This window comes from Pedobacter rhodius, assembly GCF_027213645.1.
Taxonomy (GTDB): domain Bacteria; phylum Bacteroidota; class Bacteroidia; order Sphingobacteriales; family Sphingobacteriaceae; genus Pedobacter; species Pedobacter rhodius.
In genome coordinates this window covers 961,346-986,965 of sequence record NZ_JAPWGL010000002.1, presented here as the reverse complement: position 1 = coordinate 986,965, position 25,620 = coordinate 961,346, and the positions used below count along the sequence as shown (strand labels likewise).

The 25,620-nt window shown below is 36.8% G+C and carries 25 protein-coding genes; 20 read left to right on the top strand and 5 right to left on the bottom strand.

Translation table 11 applies throughout. The features are described 5' to 3' along the window. Nucleotides 1–45: 45 nt before the first annotated feature. The gene (locus tag O0931_RS09490) at nucleotides 46–1,995 is read right to left on the bottom strand and encodes a hypothetical protein (protein WP_269415323.1); all 1,950 of its coding nucleotides are present in this window, start codon (nucleotides 1,993–1,995) and stop codon (nucleotides 46–48) included. Nucleotides 1,996–2,261: 266 nt separating this feature from the next. On the opposite strand from O0931_RS09490, the gene O0931_RS09485 reads away from it, so the two are divergent. From O0931_RS09485 to mobC, 3 genes are read left to right on the top strand one after another with little or no spacing between them, the layout of a single operon-like run. Then, nucleotides 2,262–2,669 carry a plasmid mobilization protein gene (locus tag O0931_RS09485; protein ID WP_269415322.1) on the top strand — a complete coding sequence of 136 codons (408 nt, stop codon included), beginning with the start codon at nucleotides 2,262–2,264 and terminating at the stop codon, nucleotides 2,667–2,669. Beyond that, complete coding sequence (locus O0931_RS09480) at nucleotides 2,654–3,895, top strand: relaxase/mobilization nuclease domain-containing protein (protein WP_269415321.1); 1,242 nt, start codon at nucleotides 2,654–2,656, stop codon at nucleotides 3,893–3,895. The genes O0931_RS09485 and O0931_RS09480 overlap by 16 nt, the downstream gene beginning before the upstream one ends. A gap of 9 nt (nucleotides 3,896–3,904) precedes the next feature. Next, the gene (mobC, locus tag O0931_RS09475; protein ID WP_269415320.1) at nucleotides 3,905–5,911 is read left to right on the top strand and encodes a conjugal transfer protein MobC; all 2,007 of its coding nucleotides are present in this window, start codon (nucleotides 3,905–3,907) and stop codon (nucleotides 5,909–5,911) included. A gap of 8 nt (nucleotides 5,912–5,919) precedes the next feature. Here mobC and O0931_RS09470 read toward each other — a convergent pair whose 3' ends face one another. Next, nucleotides 5,920–6,327: a helix-turn-helix domain-containing protein gene (locus O0931_RS09470; RefSeq protein ID WP_269415319.1), complete on the bottom strand. Its 408-nt coding sequence runs from the start codon at nucleotides 6,325–6,327 to the stop codon at nucleotides 5,920–5,922. 141 nt (nucleotides 6,328–6,468) lie between these two features. Continuing rightward, nucleotides 6,469–7,053, bottom strand: a complete 585-nt coding sequence (locus tag O0931_RS09465) for a hypothetical protein (RefSeq protein WP_269415318.1) — start codon at nucleotides 7,051–7,053, stop codon at nucleotides 6,469–6,471. 311 nt (nucleotides 7,054–7,364) lie between these two features. Here O0931_RS09465 and O0931_RS09460 point away from each other — a divergent pair, with 311 nt between their 5' ends. The 16 genes from O0931_RS09460 (at nucleotide 7,365) to O0931_RS09385 (ending at nucleotide 20,798) form a co-directional block, all read left to right on the top strand. Beyond that, nucleotides 7,365–7,943, top strand: a complete 579-nt coding sequence (locus O0931_RS09460) for a GNAT family N-acetyltransferase (RefSeq protein WP_269415317.1) — start codon at nucleotides 7,365–7,367, stop codon at nucleotides 7,941–7,943. 25 nt (nucleotides 7,944–7,968) lie between these two features. Then, nucleotides 7,969–8,889, top strand: coding sequence for a helix-turn-helix transcriptional regulator (locus tag O0931_RS09455; protein WP_269415316.1), 921 nt, complete (start codon nucleotides 7,969–7,971; stop codon nucleotides 8,887–8,889). A 230-nt stretch (nucleotides 8,890–9,119) separates the two neighbouring features. After that, nucleotides 9,120–10,013 carry an RteC domain-containing protein gene (locus tag O0931_RS09450; protein ID WP_269415315.1) on the top strand — a complete coding sequence of 298 codons (894 nt, stop codon included), beginning with the start codon at nucleotides 9,120–9,122 and terminating at the stop codon, nucleotides 10,011–10,013. A 106-nt stretch (nucleotides 10,014–10,119) separates the two neighbouring features. Beyond that, nucleotides 10,120–10,641, top strand: coding sequence for a hypothetical protein (locus tag O0931_RS09445; protein WP_269415314.1), 522 nt, complete (start codon nucleotides 10,120–10,122; stop codon nucleotides 10,639–10,641). A 27-nt stretch (nucleotides 10,642–10,668) separates the two neighbouring features. Then, nucleotides 10,669–10,983, top strand: a complete 315-nt coding sequence (locus tag O0931_RS09440) for a DUF4134 domain-containing protein (RefSeq protein ID WP_428982662.1) — start codon at nucleotides 10,669–10,671, stop codon at nucleotides 10,981–10,983. A gap of 2 nt (nucleotides 10,984–10,985) precedes the next feature. Beyond that, nucleotides 10,986–11,306, top strand: a complete 321-nt coding sequence (locus O0931_RS09435; protein ID WP_269415313.1) for a DUF4133 domain-containing protein — start codon at nucleotides 10,986–10,988, stop codon at nucleotides 11,304–11,306. Nucleotides 11,307–11,308: 2 nt separating this feature from the next. Further along, entirely contained in the window at nucleotides 11,309–13,780 is a 2,472-nt protein-coding gene (locus tag O0931_RS09430) for a TraG family conjugative transposon ATPase (protein WP_269415312.1), read from the top strand. Continuing rightward, nucleotides 13,777–14,199 carry a hypothetical protein gene (locus O0931_RS09425; RefSeq protein WP_269415311.1) on the top strand — a complete coding sequence of 141 codons (423 nt, stop codon included), beginning with the start codon at nucleotides 13,777–13,779 and terminating at the stop codon, nucleotides 14,197–14,199. The genes O0931_RS09430 and O0931_RS09425 overlap by 4 nt, the downstream gene beginning before the upstream one ends. Before the next feature lie 14 nt (nucleotides 14,200–14,213). Further along, nucleotides 14,214–14,912: a conjugal transfer protein TraI gene (locus O0931_RS09420; RefSeq protein WP_269415310.1), complete on the top strand. Its 699-nt coding sequence runs from the start codon at nucleotides 14,214–14,216 to the stop codon at nucleotides 14,910–14,912. Then, nucleotides 14,899–15,546, top strand: a complete 648-nt coding sequence (locus O0931_RS09415; protein WP_269415309.1) for a hypothetical protein — start codon at nucleotides 14,899–14,901, stop codon at nucleotides 15,544–15,546. Before O0931_RS09420 ends, O0931_RS09415 begins: the two co-directional genes overlap by 14 nt. Beyond that, nucleotides 15,530–16,177 (top strand): TerB family tellurite resistance protein, encoded by a 648-nt coding sequence (locus O0931_RS09410; RefSeq protein ID WP_269415308.1) that lies wholly within the window; start codon nucleotides 15,530–15,532, stop codon nucleotides 16,175–16,177. The genes O0931_RS09415 and O0931_RS09410 overlap by 17 nt, the downstream gene beginning before the upstream one ends. Nucleotides 16,178–16,182: 5 nt before the next feature. Beyond that, a complete protein-coding gene (gene traJ, locus O0931_RS09405; protein WP_428982661.1) occupies nucleotides 16,183–17,388 on the top strand; it encodes a conjugative transposon protein TraJ in 1,206 nt (401 codons plus the stop codon). A 19-nt stretch (nucleotides 17,389–17,407) separates the two neighbouring features. Beyond that, nucleotides 17,408–18,022: a conjugative transposon protein TraK gene (gene traK, locus O0931_RS09400; RefSeq protein ID WP_269415307.1), complete on the top strand. Its 615-nt coding sequence runs from the start codon at nucleotides 17,408–17,410 to the stop codon at nucleotides 18,020–18,022. Nucleotides 18,023–18,270: 248 nt separating this feature from the next. Continuing rightward, nucleotides 18,271–19,299, top strand: a complete 1,029-nt coding sequence (locus tag O0931_RS09395; RefSeq protein WP_269415306.1) for a conjugative transposon protein TraM — start codon at nucleotides 18,271–18,273, stop codon at nucleotides 19,297–19,299. A 111-nt stretch (nucleotides 19,300–19,410) separates the two neighbouring features. Continuing rightward, the gene (locus tag O0931_RS09390) at nucleotides 19,411–20,580 is read left to right on the top strand and encodes a hypothetical protein (RefSeq protein ID WP_269415305.1); all 1,170 of its coding nucleotides are present in this window, start codon (nucleotides 19,411–19,413) and stop codon (nucleotides 20,578–20,580) included. 41 nt (nucleotides 20,581–20,621) lie between these two features. Continuing rightward, a complete protein-coding gene (locus O0931_RS09385) occupies nucleotides 20,622–20,798 on the top strand; it encodes a histone H1 (RefSeq protein ID WP_269415304.1) in 177 nt (58 codons plus the stop codon). Nucleotides 20,799–20,846: 48 nt separating this feature from the next. Here the strand turns inward: O0931_RS09385 and O0931_RS09380 are convergent, their stop codons facing one another. Continuing rightward, on the bottom strand, nucleotides 20,847–23,468 hold the full coding sequence (locus O0931_RS09380) for a S8 family peptidase (protein WP_269415303.1): 2,622 nt from the start codon (nucleotides 23,466–23,468) through the stop codon (nucleotides 20,847–20,849). Continuing rightward, nucleotides 23,461–24,447 (bottom strand): AAA family ATPase, encoded by a 987-nt coding sequence (locus O0931_RS09375; protein WP_269415302.1) that lies wholly within the window; start codon nucleotides 24,445–24,447, stop codon nucleotides 23,461–23,463. The genes O0931_RS09380 and O0931_RS09375 overlap by 8 nt, the downstream gene beginning before the upstream one ends. 578 nt (nucleotides 24,448–25,025) lie before the next feature. On the opposite strand from O0931_RS09375, the gene O0931_RS09370 reads away from it, so the two are divergent. Beyond that, nucleotides 25,026–25,601 (top strand): hypothetical protein, encoded by a 576-nt coding sequence (locus tag O0931_RS09370; RefSeq protein ID WP_269415301.1) that lies wholly within the window; start codon nucleotides 25,026–25,028, stop codon nucleotides 25,599–25,601. The last annotated feature ends 19 nt before the right edge of the window (nucleotides 25,602–25,620 follow it).

Sequence of the window (25,620 nt, the reverse complement as noted above, 5' to 3'; positions counted from 1 at the left end):
AGGCTTTGGGTTACATTAAACGCAATAGGTACGGAAGGTGCGAGATTATTTTCTTTTGGTGGGACGAGGTGATGGAATTCCTACCAACTTATTGTGATAGTACTTATCTATATCCGATGAGAAATTTTTCTCAATCCTAAATTTATCGAACTTTTTTATTTTTGTTTGATCGAACTTGATATTACCCTTGTTAAGAAAATATCCTAGCAAACTAATTTCATCTGGAATTTCGATATTTTCCCTTAGGTATAAAGTAAGTCTTTGATCTAAATATTCCATAAAATCGTTCTCGTTCTCAATTATTTCTGAAAATATCATTAAATCGTACAAACTTACTGTCCATGCAAACTCAGTATTTTTATCAATAATGTTTAATTCTTTCAAATCAAACAGGTTGGTAACCAAACCACCTAAATGATCTAATGATATTGAAATTCTATATATTCTTTTACTCTTGTCTGCTATGATTTCCTTCTTGCCTTTATCGTAAAAAATTGGCTTATCACTTTCTTCGATGAACTTTTTTGCCCTGAAACTTTGGCAAGATGCATACCCGACTGTTTCTTTAAGGTTTGTTTTAAGACTTTTAATAGCACCCCTCTTTGCGGAGTCATTCAATGCACCCGCTTTTATTTCTATTAAATAAATGGCAGTTTTTCCGATACCCAGAAGATCCAGTTCAGTTTCTATTAAACCCTTTTTTTCATTTTTATTATTACAATTGGTTGTGCTACCATCATTATTGAACACATATTTAACCCCACCAAAGAATTGTACATTTGGCAAGAATCTTTTGAATAACTCTGCGACTTTGTTTTCTAAATAAACATCTCTTGTATGAGTATATTTGTTTCCTAAATAATGGCTATTATAATATTCACTATCAACACTTTCTATTAAATTTTCTCCGATTTTCAATAAATTTCGGGCAGCAATATTAAAGGCAAAAAGATAATATTTCCCATCTTCCTGTATTATGGGACATTTGAAAATTTTAGAGTCATTAAGCGGCTCAGCTGTAAACAATGGATTTAAGAATTCCGAATTGCCGCCAAATTGAATGCTCAGTGCCTTAACTACATTAATATGTTCAGGATATCGTAATCTAATCTCATATAGGGCTTTGTAAGTAGTTCTGTCATGAATCCAAAAGAGCTTTGGTTTACCATTTTCAAAAGGGAGGTCTGGATTATCTTCTTCAAAAGCTTCCATAGGACTAAGGTTCCTTACCTTAAGATCAGTAGGTGAATTCGAGCGCTTCCAACGTTCCCACCTCATATAATGGGCTGGATGCAATGTCTTATCGCGATAAATAATTCGAATGCAAAATGAGTCCTCTAATTGCAAGAAAGTGTCAAGTATGTCATTTGCTTTAAAGCCATATTTTTCCTTCAAGAAATCATCATGCGGGGCAAATAATTCCCTGAAAACCTCATAAAGATGAGTGACATAACCATCCCCCCGAACAAATAGACTTTCTAAAATCATGGGGTATCGGATGTTATTCTCTAGTTCGCTGTTCTTGCCAACAATCTGCTCTGACCCATAGTACAGTGAAAATCCGGTACGTATCTCTATAAGCTTTTGTATTATTCGATTACCATCTTCGAAAGTTGGTAAGTTATTTTTATTATCATTTGGTGAGGCCAAGCATATACTTTGAGCATACTCTAATGTGACTTCTCCTTTCCCGTCATCTTCAAATTGTTTATCAATTGCATAAGCGCTAATAATTCCTAATAGAGTGAGTTTATCATATTTTTCTATATCTAGGATTACATCTTGGATCTGCTCTTTTAAGTTATGAAAGAATGCTGGCCTATTATGTTTAATATGTTCAATATATTCTAAATGTTCCTGCTCCGTTCGTTTATTATGAATGTAGGTCATATCTCCCTTTTGGGAAATTTTGATTCCATTTTGTTCAAAAGTTCTTGTTGGGCCATTCGCTTTTTTGCTTTTTGATTTCTTTTTACGTCCTCTACTTACAGGCATATCTTATACTTTAAAGATTAAAAATAGACATTTCATCTAAGATTATTTCTCGTACCTACCCCTTTACTTGCGCTTCAACAATTTTTAAGCAGCCCATCTTTACATCATAATCAACCAAAGTTCAATTCACTTTCGGGAGACCAGCGTTGTAGTCCGCGTGGACTTAGCAAAGATGTATTTTTGCATGCAAAAATATCTTTGCTGTCCTTACGGCCAGGACTTCACTCGGAACTCGTGAAGTCTGAACTTTCTTAAATGTGCCGTGTATGCCAAGAAGAAGAGCGACAAATCAAGATGCATTATTAACTAAAAATGTTATCGTGCGGATAACCGAAACTACTTTCAACAAGCTAGAAAAAATGCGGGTTGAAAGTGGCAGCGCTTCCATGGCCGAAGTGATCCGCAGGATTCTTTCAAACCGTAAGATCAAACTATTACATCAGGATAATTCTTTGAATGCTCCAATGGAAGAAATGGCTTTAATTAGAAAAGAGCTTAAGGCTATCGGAATTAATATCAATCAGATTACCAGAACTTTTAACCAAGACAAGGCTGAAACCCATCGGGCATTTTATGTAATGAAAGTGGTAGACCTGTACAAGAACGTTGACGAGAGGGTTGAAAAATTACTGGTTATAATTTCACAATTAGCTGAGAAATGGTTGCAAAAATAAAGATCGGCAAAAGCATCAGGGGCATCTTACATTACAATGAGAACAAAGTTTCTGAAGGAAGTGCTAGCTTGATTTTGGCTTGTGGTTTTGCAGGTGATGTCGAGAAAATGAACATCCAACATAAAATCACAAGGTTTCAGCATCTTACTGAATTAAAGCCTAGCGTAAAAACCAACGCACTACATATCTCGCTAAATTTTGAGGCAAGCGAAAATATTGAAAACGCCAAGTTGCAACAGATTGCCATCCGATATATGGATCTGATTGGCTTCGATGAGCAACCATTTCTAGTTTACAGGCATAATGATGTAGCGCATCAGCATATCCATATTGCCACCACAAGCATCCAACGGGACGGAAAATCGATTAGCCTACATAATATTGGTAGAGAATTATCAGAGCCTGCCAGAAAGCAGATTGAAAAGGAGTTCAATTTAATTGTGGCAGAAAGCAAGAAGTTCAAACCTATTTCCGCGATAAAGCCAGTTGATCCAGAGGTTGTAAATTACGGACATGTCCCAACAAAGCGGGTAATAAGTAATGTTATCACAGGAGTAATGGAAACGTACAAATTTACTTCACTCGCCGAATTCAACGCTGTGCTTAAACAATTTAATGTCTATGCAAATAGAGGTGGCGAGGATACAGAGATGTTCAAAACCAAAGGTTTACAGTATTCCATTCTCGATAAGAAAGGAAATCAAATCGGTGTTCCAATAAAAGCAAGTTCATTTTACAGTAAACCAATACTACGGAGACTAGAAAAGAAGTTTATCCAAAATCACGAAAAAAGGAAACCTTACCGCCAGGATCTTGTGCTCCGAATAGATAAGGTGCTGAACAAATACACTTCTATATCCGAAGCTACCTTGGTACAAGAACTGAATAGAATTGGGATAAATCTTGTCTTAAGAAAAAATGCCGAAGGATTTAGATATGGAACAACTTTCGTTGACCATATCCATAAAACAGTTTTTAATGGTAGCGACTTGGGCAAATCGTATAGTGCTAAAGCGATAAACGTAGTCATCGGAAATGACCAATTGAAAACTTATCTGAAACCTGCTAGCCAACAGAGAACTTATTTAAAAGGAAATACTAATTCCCATCTCGAACCGAATAAACCAACTAACTTCCTTGATACCCTGTTGGGCAAATCACAACCAGATTTTGCACCAACAGTTGGCAACAGGAAAAAAAGAAAACGTAAAGGTATAACCAGATAATTTACTATTATGAATACAGGAGAAGATATACAGGGACTAAGAAAGATTATTGATTTTACAAGGCTCATAAGCTTGTTTATACTGAGCATCCACTTTTATTTAGCCTGTTATGCGGTATTCAAACAATTAGGCTTTACATCTGAAATAACAGACAAAATCATCATCAATGTTTCAAAGACTGGCCTTTTCAAAAGCCATCTGCTCCCGAAAGCTGCAGCACTATTATTTTTAGGCACCTCACTGGTTGGAGCCAAAGGCAAAAAAGACGAGAAGATAAATCTTAAACCTATCCTAACTTATCTCACATCTGGATTAGCTCTATATTTCTTAAGCTTTATTTGCTTCTATATTAATAATTTGGCTATTGTTGTGGGAGCCGCTTACATCGCTATCACTTCGATAGGATATATTTTAATTCTAACAGGTGGGGTTTTGTTGTCAAGACTGATTAAGGTTAATCTTAACAAAGATATATTCAATGATGAGAATGAAACCTTCCCACAGGAAGAGCGACTATTGGAAAATGAGTACTCCATTAATCTGCCTGCAAAATATCGGCTAAAGGATAAGGTGCGAGATAGCTGGATCAATTTCATCAATCCATTCAGGGGAATGCTTGTTGCCGGAACCCCAGGGGCGGGTAAAAGCTATTTTGTTATCAGGCATATTATTGACCAACATATAAAGAAGGGCTTTTCAATGTTCCTATATGATTTTAAGTATGATGATCTGAGCAAAATTGCCTATAATAAATTGTTGAAATACCACAATGGGTACAAAACAAAGCCCTCATTTTACGTCATCAATTTTGATGATCTAAACCGAACGCATAGATGCAATCCTCTTGATCCAGCTGGCATGGAAGATATAACAGATGCTACCGAAGCAAGCCGCACCATTATGTTAGGGCTTAACCGAGATTGGATCAAGAAACAAGGTGATTTTTTTGTCGAAAGCCCTATCAATTTTTTGACGGGAATCATTTGGTTTCTGCGTAAATATGAAGACGGTAAATACTGTACATTGCCACATGTAATCGAACTGATGCAGGCAGATTATGATCCCTTATTCGCGGTATTGCAACAAGAAGAAGAAATTAAAGTACTGATAAATCCTTTTGTTTCCGCCTTTCAAAATAAAGCTAAAGAACAGCTCGAAGGGCAGATTGCTAGTGCCAAAATCGGACTTGCTAGGTTATCATCACCACAACTTTATTACGTACTCAGCGGAAATGATTTTACGCTAGATGTGAATAATCCGTTAGAACCAAAAATTGTATGCGTTGGTAATAATCCACAAAAGATCCAAACCTATGGTGCAGTGCTATCACTATATATTTCTAGGATGATAAAATTGGTGAATAGAAAAGACCAATTAAAAAGCAGTTTGGTATTTGATGAGTTTCCAACAATATACTTCAATAATATGGATAGTCTTATTGCTACTGCACGAAGCAATAAAGTAGCGACGATTTTGGCAGTTCAGGATTTTAGCCAACTTAAGAAAGATTATGGTTCAGAGCAAGCAGATGTGATTTCGGGAATTGTAGGCAATATAATAAGTGGACAGGTTACAGGTAGCACAGCGAAAAAACTGTCTGAAACCTTCGGCAAGATTATGCAAGATCGAACAAGTTTGAGCATTAATAGTTCTGATACTTCAATTTCAAAGTCTTTACAATTAGAGTCTGCGATACCAGCCTCAAAAATTTCATCATTATCATCTGGCGAGTTTGTCGGCATAGTAGCTGACAACCCTGATCAAAAAATAAAGCTTAAGATATTCCATTGCGAGATACAAAACGACCATGAGGCAATTAGAAGAGCGGAAGAAAGCTATAAATCAATTCCAATAATAAAGCACGTTAGCGAAACTGATATTCAGGAGAACTATTTACAGATAAAATCGGATATTGATAAAATATTTCAGGTCGAATTGAATAGAATAAGTGTACTTAATGATCGCGAACATCAAGAGGATGATAATACTTCGGATGGCAAAGCTATCTCGATGTGATAGAGTTGTTATTTAGATTTCAAAAATTCAACTTTCTCTTTTTCACTTGCAAGCAATCTCTCATAAAGTTCTTTATTGGCCTCAAGAGCATCCATCAACTTTTCTATTGGATTAAAATTACAATTAAAAGCATTGTATGCGCCGTTATTAAAACTGTGGTCGTTGAAAGTGTTGAAATAATTTACAACTGCTTCGTCCGAAAATTGCAAGACTGCTTCCTTTGTAACACCCAGAATTTTTGCGATTTTCTCCAAAGTTGAATCCTCAATATCCTCACTTTGTTCAAGTTTACTTACAGCTTGTTGACTTATGCCTAATTCTGAAGCAAGGAAGTCTTGTTTCAACCCACGTAATTCACGAATTCTTGAGATTTTACGACCTAAGTGCATACGGGTATTTTTTTCTGAGGTTTCCATGCGTAAATATATCTATTTTTTTGAAATGGTTAGGAATACGCTTTTTTTAAAATAATTAAGACTTTAGACTAAATTAACGCACGTCACAGATATTAGAGGTTTTGTCTGTTCAAATATTCCGCTATTAGTTTCAAATTACTTTTAAGACGAAAGATTATTACCCTCGCGTTTATAAATTAGCCATGCAGCTGAATACAGTTTTATTAAGTTTTCATAAACCTCTATAACTTCACCAGCATGTAGAGCTTCAACATCTGTTTTAATATATAACGCTACGTGTACCCATTCACGCAACTGATCCCTGTATTCCTGTGGTTTAATTTTTTTAAAGATTTTCTTAACCGCTTTGTATGGTTCAAGCTGTTCTTTTAGAGAAAGATTTTTAGGATAGTATTCCCATTGTTCTTTTTCTTCCTCTAATTGTTGTTCCGTAAGTCTTTTGCGCTGATAATAAAAATTTTTGTAGTTAAGTAACAATAGGAACATGGCTTCTAAAATTTTCAAATTGAGCTCATATATGTAAAGTAAGGAACCAGGGCCGTAACGTTTTTCATTATAATGCTCATCATTAACCACATAATAACGCCAGTTTTTTAATCGCTTGCCATGACCTTTTACCGAATCAGCATTGAAAAAATCTATTACTACAGAGATCGGATTTTGCACTTCTTGATGGCGAAGTGTTTTAGGGTAATGCTCCCATGGAGCATAGGTTTTATTGCGCATATTATTTTTTCTTAACACCGATATGTATTAATCGGTAAAACAAAAAAATAACAAAACATAATCGTATCAAACTATAAACGGATGTAATTTACAATAAAATGGTTGTTTTATACCGGACGTAAGCAATTTAAGAATAGGTTGGAATAAAATAATAATATCAATAAAATAGTATAACTACGCGTATGTATAAGTTATCATAATTAATTTTAAAATATTATAAGTCAGATATGTAATAAAATTATGTCTTCTTATCACATTATTTGCATTGTTTTTGCTTAGCTGTTAAATTATAATCTTTTAAAGTTTTCTCTATGACGCAAGCTACTTATGATGACAAGAAACTGGTAATTGACATTCTCTCACAGTCGTTTGATGCCAATCAAAGTGTAAATTATGTAATTCATCAAGATAACAAACGTATTCGACGAATTCAAGCACTTATGGCTTACTCTTTTAACGTATGTTTTCAATTTGGGAATGTATATCTAACAGATGACCGAACAGCTTGTGCTTTAATATTATTTCCTGATAAAAAGAAAACCAGCCTTAAAACGATTTCTTGGGACATCAAATTGATTATTAAAAGTTTTGGAATATTAAATATTTATAAAGTACTCTCCAGAGAATCCAAAATTAAGAAACACCAACCAAATGAATTAATGTATTATTTATGGTTTGTTGGTGTATTACCTGAGCGTCAAAATACTGGAAGGGGAACGCAGCTTATCAATGAAATAATAAAAGATAGTAAAAGAATAGGAAGAGCAATTTATTTGGAAACATCGACAGTAAAAAATATTCCCTGGTACAAAAAATTCGGGTTTGAAATATATGATCAACTGGATCTAAGTTATAGGCTATTTTTTTTAAAACGAGATATTAACAAATAATCGCATTATATAAAGATTCAGGACTATGCTTGTTTTTGGAACACAAATGCACATTGTAACTTTTGTTTTTGTTATTTTGGAAATTGCTATGTTCTTTTATCAGACAATTTATTATCTGTTTCGTCCACAGGATAGAAATAGATTGTGGTATATGATACTTTTGTTCCTACTTATAATTTATAATATTACAGGAGGAATATTTCCAGACGATGGTATCGAAGTCCCTATTGTTATCCAAAACATAATAGCTTATGGAAGCGGATTCTTAATGGCCTCTTATTTTCCATTTTACTTTTATAAAGGTTTAGAATTAAAACGGCTAAGATTTCATGCCATTTATGGTGTTCCATTTTTTTTGATATTGCCATATCTTATTTTTTTTGTTGTTGGTTATTCTCTAAACGGCAATCTTGATCTTGCTATAAAATATGGAGTTATAATTCCTTTCTTTTATGCTGTAGTCGTTCTGATTGCAATCCTAATATCTATTCGTACTAAGTATTTAGAAGCGACTAAGAATGTAGATATAATGGAAATGGTTGCTGTATATTGTGCTGTTATACCCTGGGTTTCCATGCCGGTACTCGCTTATTTGCATGCAAGTCAATTAACAGAAGTAATGTTTTCAAATATAGGGTTCCTCATCATTACTTTAATTTTTATTTCAAAATCAGTTAAAAAAGCTAGAAGAGAGCACGAATTATTAATGGAAGTTGAACCCACATCATACAATCCTCAGCTAATAAACAATAATTGTAAGCTTTACGCGCTCACAGCCAAAGAAGCAGAGATTGCTGAACTAATCTGTCAACGAATTAGGTTTAAGGATATAGCAGATAAGCTTTTCATTTCACCGAGGACAGTAGATAAACACGCAGAAAATATCTACAAGAAAGTTACAGTGAGCAACAGAGAAGAGTTAATTCGTAAGTTGAATAGTTTATAGAGCAGACCATTCTTATTCAATCTAAAAAATACGTAACGATTACGTATGAAGATACGTAGAACTCCTTATTGTTATAAATACCTATTTAATCCAATTTTGGTTCAAGACCTTAAATTATTGAAGTTTTTGAAACTTAAAGAAAATTATTTGATAACAATTATACTCATTTCCTGTATGTTGGAGTAGCCAGATAACTGGTAGGCAGCGGGAGTTACTAATATGTTTAATCTATGTTAGCTAAAGTGAGTGAAGAGCTGTATACACAGCTAGATGAAAAAATTACCCAGATTTTAATTGAAGAAACAGATATATTCAGATCATTATCTGAAATATTAAAGGCTGTACGTGAATCCTTAAGACAGTTAAAAGAATATATTTTAGCTAATCCATTTATTGATGATGATGAACAAATTTGGTTTTTCAAATATATAAAGCCGAAATTCTACTGTCTAAGACTTTTTTACTTAGAAAAATACGAACTTCAAACAATTGTTCCATCAGCTAATCCGAAACAAATTAAGCAATTCTATCATGACGAGCTAGCTACGATAATGCGTTTTTTTCAGCGTAATGCTTTCATTTATCAATATTATAGAAGAGGAGCAACCGAACTGGATAGCATTTACTTTTTGAGAGGAGTAGATGTTCAAAGCGTATTACTTCCAGATATCCCAGAACAGGATTGCGAATTTTCAACAAGCCAGGATTACCTGTTTTCTAAGATAAAAGCTTATGAACTTTTGCAGGAATATATCTTAACCCAGTTAAGGCTTCTTGATAATCAAATTTCCGTGCAACCAACGACGGCGGTAAAAAATGAAACCAATAGACTTACTTGGACGGGAGACAAAACAAATCTTGTCGAAGTAATTTATGGTCTTTTCTATACGGGGCAACTTAATAATGGAAATGCAACCATAGCCGACATCATTAAATGGATGGAAGCAAATTTGCAGATAGACCTAAGCCGTTCTTACCGTAATTTCATTGACATCAGAAATAGAAAGCGTGATAGTCCGACTCGCTTTTTGGACAAAATGCGTGATTTTATTTTGCAACGAATTGACGAGGACAATACCTATAAGCCGAATAGAGGTGCAAAATTGTTAGGTGATAAGCAATAATATCACGTACCTACCGAGATGGTTGCGATTGAAAAAAATGTAGTTTTTGAAACTTTGCTTTTGGAAATCCCGGTGCAATGGAGCATTGGGATAAAAGCAAAAGAATATGTTACAACATTTCACATGGCAACAGTTTTTAATTGCCTCAATGGTGCTTAGCCTAATTTGGTATCTAGGTGTAATCCTAATCTTCTATCGAAGTGAATTTTTAAGGTTCTTTAAAAGGGATGGTACATCCTCCTCTCTTGAAAAATTGCCACACCGGTGGGAAGATAAGGTGGATTTACTTCAAGAAGAATTGCAGGAGGATGAACTAATGGGAAAAGCAAAGCTTCCAGATGGCCTTTCTTCGGTTACCTTAGGGAGTTTCGGATTTGCTCCATCAGAAAAAGATAAGGCAGACCAAGTTGGGCTAATACATGACCTGCTCCAAGAAATCAAAGAGGTCTTTTCTCTAATTGAAAGGGAAGACTTCACTAAAAAAGACCTTCTCAACTTATTAGAGGTGGTTAAGGGAAATTACCCCAAGATCGGTTCACATCCGAATATCGGTCGCATCAATCAGTTCATCAGTAATCACGTCCCTTTTCATCTCTCTAGCGATGAACTAGAAAACCTATGGGATTAAAATCAATCATTTTTAATCAAGAGCAATATGAAATCTATTAAAAAATCAAAAATTAGCATCGTTTTCCTCTTCTGTCTAATGGGGTTAACGTTCGCCGCCAGAGCACAAGATGGTAATTCGGGCATACAAGAGGCAACAAACAAAGTGAAGGGCTATTTCGATACTGGTTGCGACCTAATGTATGCCATTGGTGCAGTAATCGGTATTATCGGAGCTGTGAAAGTCTACTCCAAATGGAACGGTGGCGAACCTGACACCAACAAGGTAGCTGCCGCTTGGTTTGGTAGCTGTATCTTTTTGGTGGTGGTAGCTACAGTTCTTAAATCATTTTTTGGGATTTAGTTATGGCAAGCATCTATCAGATAAACAAAGGTGTATCTAAGCCGATTATGTTCAAAGGATTAAAAGCCCAATATATTGCCTACTTAGCAATTGGACTTGTGTTGCTACTCATCGCATTTGCAATCCTTTACATTTCTAGAGTTAACCTGTTCATCATTCTTCCTGTAGTTGTGGGAACAGGTACAGCGATCTTCATGATTACATTCCGATTGAGCCAACGCTTTGGTGAACATGGACTAAGCAAGTTCATTGCAAAACGTAATCTGCCGACATGTTTGAAGTTTCGCTCTAGACAGTTATTTATCAAATTAAAATCAAAATAATTATGGTAGAAGCAAGAAACATCCTGCCAATCTATAAGGTGGACAACAATTGTATCCTTTCTGCTCAAGGCGATATCACTATAGCTTACGAAGTAAAGTTACCTGAGATATTTACCCTTTCGGACAGAGATTATGAAGCTTATCACCAAACATGGGTAAAGGCTATCAAAGTATTGCCACAGCACTCAATATTCCACAAGCAGGATTGGTTTACCGAAGGGAAACATAAGGCAGACTTTGAAGTTTCGGGTAACAGTTTTCTTTCCAGAAGCAGTGAAAGATTCTTTAACGAAAGAGAATGTTTAAACCACAAATGCTATATTTTCCTAACCAAAAAACCGAAGGATAGAAAACTATCTAGTTCAGTTTACAGTAACATTCTTCGCAGGTCAATCGTTCCTCTACAAACTATCAATCCTTTTCTTTTTAAGGATTTCTTGGACTGTGCAGGTCAATTCGAAAAAATTATGACGGATGGTGGCTTTGTATCACTCCAAAAACTTGGTAATGATGAGCTTGCAGGCACCGCCAACCACTCTGGAATTATAGAACGCTATTGCTTTTTGCAGGACTCCAGTTTACAGCCTGTTATCCGGGATATCCATATCAAAGACGAAATTAGGATTGGCAATAAACATCTAGAACTTTATACTTTAGCTAATACTGAAGATCTACCCGCTCTTTGTGGTAGTCGCATTAATTACGACAAGTACAGTACAGACCGCACAAAATTTAGTATCGGCTTTGCAAGTCCGTTGGGAACACTTCTTAATTGTAACCACATTTTCAATCAGTATATTTTCATAGAGGATTCGCAAAAGACTATAAAAAGGCTCGAATCCAAAAAACTACGATTGCAGTCGCTTTCTAGTTATTCGAGGGAAAATGCCATTAGTCGAGATGCGGTGAACGATTTTTTGAATGAGGCTGTTGCATTACAACGATTACCAATCAAAGCACATTTTAATGTATTGGCGTGGTCTGATGATGTGGGCAAATCCAAAGATCTGAAGAATATTGTTTCCTCGGCGATGGCTCAAATGGATGCCGTGGCAAAACAAGAAACTGACGGACAGGCGCAAATTTGGTTTGCGGGCTTGCCTGGCAATGAAGCTGATTTTCCTATGAATGATACCTTTGACACATTCGTTGAACAAGCAACCTGTTTTTTTAATCTCGAAAGTAATTACAGATCAAGTGTTAGCGCATTTGGCATTCGTATGGGCGATCGGTTATCTGGAAAACCTGTTCATGTAGATATTTCTGACGAACCTATTAAGCTTGGTTTCACCACAAATAGGAACAAATTCATTCTTGGCCCCAGTGGAAGTGGCAAATCATTCTATACTAATCACATGGTGCGAAGTTATTATGAGCAGGGTACACATGTAGTTTTAGTGGATGTTGGACATAGCTATAAAGGCCTTTGTGATCTTGTTGGCGGGTATTATTTCACCTATTCTGAAAAAGATCCAATTAAGTTCAACCCATTTTATCTGACTGATGGAGATGTGCTCGATACAGAGAAAAAGGAAAGCATCAAAACCCTTCTTCTTGCTCTATGGAAAAAAGATGATGAAACGTTTAAACGTTCAGAATATGTAGCCCTTTCTAATGCGCTAACCCTCTATTTTGAACACTTGGAGAAGAACTCCGATCTGTTCCCATGCTTCAATACTTTCTATGAATTCCTTTTATCAGAATACATGCAGGTATTAGATGATGCCAAGGTAAAGGAAAAGGATTTCGACATAGGTAATTTTCTCTATGTGCTTAACCCTTATTACAAAGGTGGCGAGTTTGACTATTTGCTCAATGCCACAGAAAACCTAGATCTTCTAAATGAGCCTTTTATTGTTTTCGAACTTGATTCGATTAAGGATCATCCAATACTTTTTCCAGCCGTTACGCTGATAATTATGGAAGTGTTTATTTCCAAGATGCGCAAACTAAAAGGCATTCGAAAAATGATTCTCATTGAAGAATGTTGGAAAGCAATTGCTAAAGAAGGAATGGCAGAATACATTAAATACCTTTTCAAAACAGTTAGGAAATTCTTTGGCGAGGCAGTAGTGGTTACACAGGAAGTTGAGGATATCATTTCTTCCCCGATCGTTAAGCAGGCCATTATCAATAATTCAGATTGTAAAATACTGCTTGATCAAAGCAAGTACCAGAACAAGTTCGATAGCATACAAGAACTGCTTGGACTTACAGAGAAGGAAAAGGCACAGATACTTTCGATGAACAAGGCTAACGACCCAAAAAGAAAGTATAAAGAGGTATTCATCTCCCTTGGTGGGCAATATAGTAAGGTTTACAGAACAGAAGTTTCCATTGAAGAATACCTTGCTTACACAACCGAAGAGAGCGAAAAACTCAAGGTTCAGCAATACGCCGAGAGGTATGGCAGCTATCAAAAAGGCATCTCTGTCTTGGCCAATGAAATTAGAAACCAAACCAGTAATCTATGAAAAATCTGATCATTTTATGTGCAGTTGCATTAGTGATGACTATTGCCTGCAAAACGGAAAACATACGCTCATTTATCCCCGGAACATATACTAATAAAGCCGGAAGTGAATTCAGCATAGCCAATGACACCCTTGTTATTGAGCCTTCAGAAAGTAATATTTTTTACATCCATAGTAAGACAGGATTTAATCTTGTGACCGATGGGAAAATTGGAAAACGAGAGTATGAGATCGAAAACTGGAATGCTGTTTTTGATGAGAGAACCAAAACGCTTACGGAAACAAAAAAAGGTAAGCTTATCACTTTTTATCCTGACTCGTTAAGGTTGAAAGTTGGCAATAGGTCTTACCAAAAAACTGTGAGCGAAGCGATCTTGAACGCCTTTGAAAACAGGATTGCTAGTGAAAAAATCAACTAACAAAATTTATCACCATGAAAATTATAAAAATTATGAAGACGTACATGGTCATACTGCCATTGAGCGCCATGACATTGTTTGTTGCTTTGCCCAAGGTGGCAAACGCACAGGTGGCAGTGTTAGAGGTCATCAAAGCGGGAGTAAAAAAAGTAATCAAGGCAGTCGACCTAAAAGTTCAGCGACTACAGAACCAAACAATTTGGCTCCAAAATGCGCAAAAGGTATTGGAAAACCAGCTATCGAAACTTAAGCTTACAGAAATATCCGATTGGACTGAAAAGCAGAAGAATCTGTACAGCGAGTACTATGAAGAGCTTTGGAAAATCAAATCTGCCATTGCCTACTATAAACGCATCAAAGATCTCACTTTAAAACAAGTCGCAATTGTAGATGAATACAAATGGGCATGGGGGCTTTTCAATAAGGATAAGCATTTCAAACCAGAGGAACTCGAACAGATGGAAAAGGTCTACAAAGGAATTCTGGACGAAAGCATTAAAAATTTAGATATGATAATTCTAGTAGTCAATTCTTTCAAAACCCAGATGACGGATGCCAAAAGGCTTGAGCTAATTAATGATGCCGTAAACAAAATGGATGGCAATTACAGTGATCTTAAGCGTTACAATCAGGAAAATATCCAATTGAGCATACAAAGATCGAGGTCATTGGACGAGACGGCTAAACTTAAGGAGATTTATGGAGTCAACTAAATTTAAAACAATTGTGTTCTTCGTTGTTGCTGTGCTCTGTTCTATTACATCAAATGCGCAAACTTATGCCGAATTTTTTAGGCAAAAGAAAACACAAAAAAAATACCTTATTGAGCAGCTTGTAGCCTTAAAGGTTTATGCAGGCTATCTAAAAAAAGGATATGATATTGCAAGTGATGGCATAAACACCGTAAAAGACTTATCAAAAGGAGAATTTAACTTACACAATTCCTTTATCAGTTCTTTAAAAGCAGTCAGCCCTGCAATTAAGAATAATGGAAAAGTTGTAGACATCATCATCCTTCAGCTTGACATCTGCCAATTATTTGGAAGTATTGGAAAAAGTAAATTATTGGATGCCACTACACTTAGGTACGTCGATCAAGTTCGGGACAACGTAGTCGGCGAATGCGAAAAAGACTTGGACGAACTTTTACTGGTCATTACTTCAGGCAAGGTTGAAATGAAAGATGATGAACGGCTTAAACGTTTGGAAAACATCTATTTGCGCATGGTAGACAAGTCTCAGTTCGTACAGCATTTCGCCAATCAACTCGAAATGTTCGGTCGCCAAAAACAGCACGAAGAACAATATATTCACGATTTAAAAAAGCTTTATGAAACCAATAATTAAACAAAGGATTATCTGTTTTGCATTTCTTCTGCTATTTATCTCAAAAGTTCAGTTTGTAAATGCACAATCACAGGAGACTCAACAATTATTGCTGAACGTCGAAAAGTTGAGCCAATTAAAAAATATCCTATCAGATATGAAGCGCGGATATTCGGTAATTTCCAATGGCTATAATTCGGTCAATAATATTGCTCAGGGCAATTTTTCACTTCACGAAGTCTTTTTGGATGGGTTGATGTTGGTTAATCCGGAAATCAAAAAATACAGGAGAGTTGCCGATATCATCAGCTACCAGAAAAAAATCATCACTGAGTATAAAACCGCATATAATAGGTTTAAGTCATCTTCTAACTTTAGCCCTCAGGAAATTGACTATTTGGGTAAAGTATATAGGCAGCTATTTGACCAGAGTTTAGATAACATCGAAGAACTGACGACAGTGATCACTTCATCCAAGCTTAGGATGAGTGATGATGAACGGTTGCAGGCCATAGAAAGAATCTTTGCGGACACTGAAGATAAACTGGTGTTTCTTCGAAATTTTAATAAAGAGGCAAGCATTCTCAACCTTCAGAGGAAGAGGGAAACTATCGATCTGAAAACTACCCAGGGCTACTTTGGGATAAACTAAAGCTTATGAAAACTAGATTTTTTTTAACCACATTTATTGTGGTATCAGCCATGCTTTTGCCCCAAGTTTCCAATGCCCAGGGCATGGCGGAAACGCTAACTGGAATGCAGCCCGTTCTTGACAGGGTGTACAATGATATGCTTCCACTTTGCAGTCGACTAATCGGTGTTGCCCGTGGCATCGCTGGATTTGGTGCCTTGTGGTACATTGCCAGTCGGGTATGGCGCCAAATGGCATCCGCCGAACCCATCGACTTCTATCCGTTATTGCGCCCCTTTGCATTAGGAATGGCCATACTGATGTTTCCAATTGTGATTGCGGTAATGAACGGGATTTTACAGCCAACCGTTACAGCGACTGGCGCTATGGTAAAAGATTCCAACAAAGCCATCGAAGTGCTTTTGAAAAGAAAAGAACAGGCCGTTAAAAAAAGCAAGTATTACGAAATGTATGTCGGTGAAGATGGACGGGGCGATAGTGATAAATGGTACAAATATACACATCCAAAAGACCCTGATCGTGAAGATGAGGGAATGTTTGAAGGCCTCGGAAACGACATCAAATTTTTCATGGAAAAACAGTCGTATAACTTTAGGAATTCGATAAAACAATGGATGTGCGAGGTGTTGGAGGTATTATATGCCGCGGCAAGCCTCTGTATCAACACAATAAGAACTTTCTTTCTGGTCGTACTTGCCATTTTGGGGCCACTCGTGTTTGGTTTTGCAGTCTTTGATGGCTTCCAGAATACGTTGACTGTTTGGCTTGCCAGGTATATCAACATTTTCTTATGGCTTCCTATTGCCAATATTTTCGGGAGTATTCTTGGGAAAATACAGGAAAATATGTTGAAGCTGGACATTTCCCAAATCGATCATCAGGGTGAAACTTTCTTTAGTAGCACTGATATAGCATACCTTATTTTTCTTGTGATCGGAATTGTAGGCTATTTTTCGGTGCCCAACGTGGCTAATTACGTTGTGCATGCAGGGGGCGGAAATACCATCCTTCAAAAGGTAAATTCAATTATAAGCACAACAGGCCATACAGGGATGCGAGCAGGTTCGGCGGGTGCAGGAATGGCGGTCGATATGCTTGGAGACAGTAAACGCAACATGAGCCAAGGATATGCTGCGGCTAGTAACTCTGATTATTTCCCAGATAAGCAGAATAATTCAAACCATCAGCATGATAAACTTTCGGGCAAATAACCCTTAAAAACACATTATTATGTTTACACAATTTAAAAACATCGATACGGCATTCAGCCACATTAAAAGATTCAGCATTTTTTTGATAGTAGCGTGTGCATTTATATCTGGCTTTTCTATTTATAAAAGCTTTGATATGGTAAAGACAGTTCAGGCGAAGATTTACATTTTAGCTAATGGAAAGGCTATCGAAGCCTTTAGCACGGAACGAAAAGACAATCTTCCGGTGGAGCTTAGGGATCATGTCAAAACATTTCATCACTTGTTTTTCACCCTTGACCCGGATGACAAGGTAATACAGAACAACATTTCAAATGCGTTGAATTTGGCAGATGAAAGCGCTAAAAAAGCCTATGATAATCTGCGAGAGCAAGGCTATTACAACAACCTCATCTCTGCTAATATTTCACAGGAAATTGCGACTGATAGCATAAAAATTGATGTTGAACAATATCCATTTTATTTCAAATGCTATGCTACACAGAAGTTGATTAGATCAACATCGGTCACATCTAGAAAACTCATTACGCAAGGTTATATACGGAACGTTACCAGGAGTGATAATAACCCGCACGGATTTCTAATCCAACGGTGGGAAACTTTGGAAAATACAGACGAACAATTAATTCATTAATGCAATGAGGCTATTTAAAAAAGAAAAAAAGGCGGTTAAATCCAATGATGCGATCGCTGAGAAAATTGCTAAAAAAATTATCGACAAGCAACGTCATCTAGCAGATTACTTAAACGCCAAAACAAGTAGGTTATCACGTCTAACGATCTCCTATATCTTATTTGGCCTTTGTATCGCATTTGCTTTCTACTGCACAATGTTGCTATTTAATTCAATCAATTAATCACAATTTATTAAAAATTTTAAAGATGGAAAGAAAACAAAGAGACAAAAGAAAGGTGCTATTGGTAATTCCATTACTGATACTCCCGTTCTTGGCGCTAGCATTTTATGCTATGGGTGGAGGAATTGGAAATGAGCCTTCTACATCAGCCAGCAAAGGCATTAATACTTCACTGCCCAACGCCGAATTTAAAAACGTAGACCCTTCCGATAAATTAAGTATCTACAATTTAATAGGAAACGATGCTGCCGAAAATGACATTGCAAAAGTTGCTGATCGGCTTGGGTTTAATCCTACGGGCGAGGACTCCCAGACTGAACAGATTAGCCAAAAATTGGAAGCATTAAACCGAGAGATATCAAAACCATCCACAAAGGCTACAACTACTTCGGGCATTAGTCAGCAATCAACTGGAATGAAAAATGATGTCGACCGATTGGAAATGCTGATGCGATCAATGCAGTCGGGAAAAACTTCAGACCCTGAGATGGAACAGTTGAATACAATGCTCCAAAGTATCATGGACATACAACATCCAGAGCGTGTGAGGGAAAAATACATTAATCAAATTGTAGATAGTCCCGATAGCTTGTTTAAAGCCATACCCGCAATTATCGTAGATAATCAAAGAGTAGTTCAGGGTGCAACAATCAAGCTTCGCCTCTTGGATAGTGTAAAGTTAAACGGGCAGATGATACCAAAGGGCCAGCTTATTTATGGCATCTGTAATATCGCTAATCAGAGATTGCTGCTCAACGTAAAAACTATCCGATTGGGCAATCGCATTGTTCCTGTTGATCTATCGGTTTATAGCTTGGACGGAATCCGTGGCATCGAAGCACCTGAAGCATTATTAACAGATGCTATTAATGGCGGTTCTGATGATGCTGTTCGCAATCTACAGTTCATGACCCTCGACCAATCTATGGGCGCACAAATTGCAGGTGCAGGGATTGAAACTGCAAAAAACCTTTTTTCAAAAAAGGTAAAACGTATTAAGGTCAAGCTGAAAGCGAATCATCCAATCCTATTGCGGAACAATAAACTAAAATAATCGAAAATGCGCTTGGAGATGACATTGTTGCGACTGAATGCGACAATTATGAACCTTCATCGGGATTTAAAAGAAGGATATGTTTAGACGGTTATCAATAACTACTATTGAGTGGAAGGCCCTTGGCATTTGCAAGGAATCAAAGAAAGGAAGATTGCAGAAGAGTATATGCATGAATACAGGGGTTACGACCGCGACTTTCGACTTTATCCTACTAAACATGTCATCAAGCATCTGAAAAAGATGTTCAACAGTGCAAAAAATATAAATAAAGAAAAAGAACTAATTCACATTGATATGAACTTAAATAATCTGGAAGATCTCAAAGATGAGATGAAGAAATTAGGCTTCAATGAAGCGTTAATTGCTAAAATGGAAGAGCACATGAAAAATGATGATTCGGCATTCAAGCTCTACGATGAAGTAAAAGCAAGCAGAGGCCAAGTAGATATTACCCTGCATTTTAAGCAATCCGGTCAGTCGGACTACTATTACCTTAACAAATTGGAAGCTGTACATAATCAGGGCAAACCTTTGGAAGAAGGCCAAAAGTACATGGTAATTACCAAAACAGATGAAGGAAAAAATATCGTTAAAAAACTAGAAAACGTAGCGGAAGCTATAGATTTCTTCAAGAAACAGAATGGAAATAGCGAGTTGGCGGTTGGTAAGGATGCAGCTCACAAAACCATGCTTGCAAACATGGAGGAAGGCAAAGTAAATTACGTGTCGAAAGATTTCAAAAGAGACTACTATTCTCCATCTATTCCGCAAACTTTTTGGTTAGACCATGGAAAAGGTTTCTCAAAAAAACAAGCAGCCAATCTAGTGCAGGGAAGAGCCGTTTACCGTGATGATTTGTTGAGTAGAGAAGGTACACCTTATAAAGCTTGGATGCAGCTTGATACCGAAAAAGAAAGAGATCGTCAGAACAACTTAACCTTTCGCCAGTTTACCGATGCTTACGGCTATGATATAAAAGCGTTATTGGATGATTTCAAGATTAAAGAAATGGCTGATCCTAAAAAAGCTGCCGCCTTAGAAGCATCTTTGATCAACGGTAACCGTCCACTTGTCACAGTAGAAAAAGAAGGGCAAGAAGCAAAAATGTACTTGGAAACGGCTGTACGTTACGGAAAGCTTAATTTCTATAGAGAAGATGGTAAGCCAGAAAAAAGAGAACAGTTCCTAAAAGAAACCGGACTTGAAGTTGCCAATATCTTCTCGAAAAAACAAGAGCAGGGTAAGGACCAAGAAATGGCGCAAGGCCGAGGCATTTAATTTCAACCCTTGATATAAGTATCAAATAAATTTAAATCGATATGGAAAAATTCGGAAAAGTAAAACAGCTCATTGCTGACATTGAAAAAGATGCAGATAAGTTTTATAAAGCTAATAATGGTGCTGCTGGCACTAGAGTTCGCAAAGCAATGCAGGACCTGAAGATTCTAGCAACAGAAATTCGAAGAGAGATTACAGGAAAAAAGAACGCCAAGTAGATTAAACGTAATTTGGGAATTAGCCCGGTCGAGAACGGTCGGGCTTTTTTATATTCTTTCTTGAATTCTCTGTTGAAGTCTAAGTTTAATCTCTTCGTAGATCATAGTATGAACATTTTCCTGAATCTCTAATGTTACAGTAAGTGAATAACGTACTGATTCGTTTACTGAAAGGCCAGATGCATCACCTCTACAACTTACTTTAATGTTAAGCGTGTCGCCGTCCCGAAAAACATCCGCATACTCCCCTGTCAGTATATCATGTTGAACAGTACCTTTTTTACCTAGTCTATAGTCATGACTATTTCTTTCTAGAGTTAAATATCCATTATCATCTAGGTTATCAAAAAAAAGATGCGCTTTTCGATATTGGGCAGTTTTGAAGTTGATTGGACTTATCCATGCGAGTGTAATAGCTAGTTTTTTATCTATATTAATCCCTGCTAATGATGGAGGTAGCGGAAAAGAATATGTATGAGCATCTTGCTCAGCTCTACAGGTAAGTTCTCCGAAACCAATCAACGTAATTCTATGGTCTGTACAATACAAGATCCTCTCTGTGTCTACGCATCCATAGCCCAGATAAGGGAAAATATGTCTTTTCAATGTATTGCCTGTTACACCAGGTTGTGCTCTGATTATGTTCGATAAAAAGTTTTGTGCTTCTCCCCAACTAGAGCTATGTACTAGTAGTGCTTTTAAAACCACAGTAAAATACTCTGATGGAATTCTTTGGTTGGCAGGTAACTCTCGATTAAGTTCTATCAACATTTCATAAAGCTTTGCTCCTAAACGAGTGGTTAATGCAGCTGAATTACTTGTTCCAGATAAATATCCCGCTTTCTGAATATCACCTTGAACGCCGGGCATAGCTACTAAATTTCCAGGTACTAACGATAAAGACTGGCTACTCTCCAAAGTAAGCTTAGTCTTCCCAGCATCGCGTTGAATTACAGGCTTTCTGAAAAGTTTTCTTCCCCCTGGCATTAAAATATCTGGCTTTATCGAATTATTGTATCCAAAACCAATCCTACTTATCGGACTCAAAAGAAATCGGCTGTTAATTAAGTTCTTTCTGTGAGGGTAATTAAACGGCGCACAACTATCATGATGAGCAGCGCCAACTGTTATCGAGTTTATCGACTCAGCAGGCGTTAAAATTTTCCTATCAAAATTACCTTCAATAATACTCTTTAGTGTAGCGGATTGAATATCTTCGACACTGGAAATATCAAAGTCATTAGAGGGTATATCTAAAGTAATGTCATCTGACTTATTGCCCGCACTTATTACAAATAATACATTGTATTTATATGATAGCCAATCCATTAACTTAGCCCATGTACTTATGTTTCGATGGAACGGTCGGAAAGGATCACCGATTGAGAAATTAATTATCTTCACGTTTGGAGCAGTCGGGGCAGTATTGTCTTCCCCCTCGAACATTCTCCTTACTGCACGGTGAATTAAATCCACTGGAAGCCTATCATCTGGTAAATATTCCCCACCAGTTTGGTTATTCGCTATTGGCTTCAAAATAGGGCGAACATACAGTGGCCTAGTTAGAGGAGTATCATCTTCACTTAAATCTCCGTTAACGATCAAGGATGCCATTGCAGTCCCATGAACACGATATTGACTGAGATAATTTCTCGAAAATTCTTCAGGATCATCTATTATTAACCTACCATCAAGTAAAGAATGATTTTCGAGGGGTAAACCGTCAAAAAGAGCTACTGACGGACTATTTGCGACTTCGACTCCCTGTATGTTATTATTATAATCCAAAAGAGGTGGTCCATCGGAAAAATCAAAAACTGATTGACCAACCGGACGAAAGAAAAGAATCTGCTGCGATTTTAAGAACGTAATATTTGTATTTTCTGATAAATCATCAAATGAAGATATGGGAGCTTCTGCTATAAAAGCATGATAAGTAATTTCTGGAAGCATTACCCTAGATTCCTGAATTATTCTACCTTCGTTTTGCCTAAGGAGCTCGCTCACCTCATTATAAGCTCGGGTGTCTTTAGCATTATCATTTTTATAAGCTAACTCTACCTCGAACTTCACAGGATCAACCTCTAATAGCCTCATCTCATTTATATAATCCTCAAGGCCTGTATCATATATCCGATCTGATACGCTATATGGTCTTAAATCCCTTAATTTTTCAAATAGTGTCCGAAATTTACTTGTTCCCCTCCTGAAATTTTGAGCATCTTTATCTTTTTTATATTCATCCCAGTAAGAGCGTAATTCTCTTAATGCATTTTGATTAGTCATAGTTAGAAACAAACGAGAACCAAACTTCTTGTCAGTCCTTTCTCCGTTCTTATTAACAGTGAAGAAATCATCATCAGGATCAATCTCTGACTGCAATTCACCCAAAAACTCCATGCCTGGGGTTGCAGCAACAGCACCGAAGAAGTCTTTCAAATCTCCAGCAACTTCCAACACCAATATCATTTCAGCAACTAGATTTGCCGGGTTAAGTCCAAGATATGCAGTTTGATTTTCAAGTACCCTTTCAAGATCTGTAATTCGATTGTCTAAGTTTTGAACTTGCTTTTCTTTATTTGGGTAACGTAAATTCCCTGTAAATGGTGGGAGTGTGTCCCTAGAGCCTGAAGCGGCTTTTGGAAAGATTAAGAGAGGTTTTTTAGCCATTTCGTATTTGGTACTTATTGGATATGTGGTGTAGTGAATCGTCAACTATTTTCTTAACATCAACCTCTGGAAGAGATAGTATATATTTTCGTTGTACGTCCAATACAAATTCTTCAATTTCTGAAAAACTCAAGCCTTCCAATTTCCCCGCTACGGTTTTATGCGAATGCTGTAAACTATACTTTACCTGCGCCTCAAATTTTTTAAGCCAATTTTCAATCATCAACTTATTGGGCTTCTTCAATTCCATTCTTACTTGAAATCTACGCCAAACTGCCCTGTCAAGTAATTCCGCGTGATTTGTTGCTGCTACCACAACAACATAACTAGGTAAACGATCAATCTGAAGTAATAAGGAACTAACTACACGCTTAATTTCACCTGTCTCATGGGTATCACCACGTTCCTTGCCGATTGCATCAAATTCGTCAAAGAAAAGCACGCATTCTTGTGTCCTTATAAAGTCGAACATTGCTTTTAATCTAGCAGCAGTTTCTCCCAAATAGCTTCCTATAATCCCATCATATCTAATTACATAGAAGGGAACCATTAAAGACTGGGCTATTGCTTCCGCTAAAGAGGTTTTACCATTTCCAGGAGCGCCCGCTAATAATATCCTATTTCGTGGTTCGAGGTTATATGAACGAAGCAAATCACTACGATGATGTTCATTCACTAATTCGTCAATGACCTTTCGATTTTCATGATCAAGTACAACGTCGTCAAGGCTTTTATTAGGATAAAGTCTGAAAAGAAAACTTTCCAACTTTTCATCCATTAATGATTTTGAAACACCATTTTGGCTTCTGCCTTTTTCTAATTGTTGATCTCTTAGAATATCCTCAAGTTGGTTAGCAACAACGTGATGCTGCTTACTCTTTTCTTCTGCAATTAGTGATTCTACAACCTTGTTAAACAGAGCTTTATCCCCTGCATTTCCTGCTTTGACTAATTTTAATAGAAGGTCTGCTCGTGCCATGAGAATCGCAAATTTGTACTAATAAGTTGTTGAGTAATGGTTATGAAGCTACTTAATTTAATGCAAATCTTCAAATAAATATTTGATAATGATTACAAATAATAGCTGTTTTCTGTTAAATTCTCTATAACAGGTAGTTACATTTTGTAATGAATTGTTTTATTATCTACAATACTTAACATCTTCCTACACAATGTAATCTCACTAAGAGAGGTGAATTCTCTAATTACATTTCAACAGCATTGAAATTACCCCCAACCTTTTTGTGCCAAAATTTCTGAACAATCCCTTAGGCTAGTCAAGACCAAGCCCTGCGGGTTTGCTGAAAAAAAATCTCCACACCTCGCTTCGCCTCGGGTAGTATTTTTTTTCGCAAAGTCTTGCCTGCCTATTGGATTGTAGTCAGGTGATTGGGTTTAACAAAAAGGCAGGAGGCTCCTGCCGACTGAATTTTAAAAGGAGAAAACCCATGAGCAGAACAAAAGGCAGAAGCCCACCCACAGCACATAACAATAGAACCCATTTACTAGCGCAAATAATTCAAATCATTATCGAAAACAATTTAAAAAACAGAAGTTATGAAAACTACAGTAATCACAAGCGGAAAAGAAAACGGAGTTATTAAAAATACATCGACCGATAAATCGGCAATCCGTCCGGCATTACCATTGAAAGATGTCAATCAGCAAGACAGGGAAAAGCCAAAATCGGAAATGGAAACCGCAAATTCTGCATCCGTTAAAATTGACCCATCAAAGGAAGAAGCAAAAGCAGTTGTTGTTACACCTGAACCACCAAAGGCAGAGCCGACCAAAATTGAAATTAAAGAGCAGTTGAAAGAAGAAAAACCTGCAATGAACTTGGAAGCTACCATAAAGTTAGCGTTGGATTTAAACCGTCGTATTAACCAAAGAGGTAAACTCTTAGAAACAATTGGAACGCTTGAAACCTTTGAAGTGGCGCAAAAAGATGATGCAGAAGAAACTGATAGTACACATTTTCAGCGTTGCGAATTAACGATTGAAGATGATAAGGGTAGGGAATTTACCACTAAAAATCCTTTTATCATTAATGCAGTTGCAAAGATGGTCAATACACTTTGCGTAGATAAATTGGCAGAAATTGAGGGCGAAATCTTTATTCCTAATAAATAAACTATTGGATGCCCTGCAA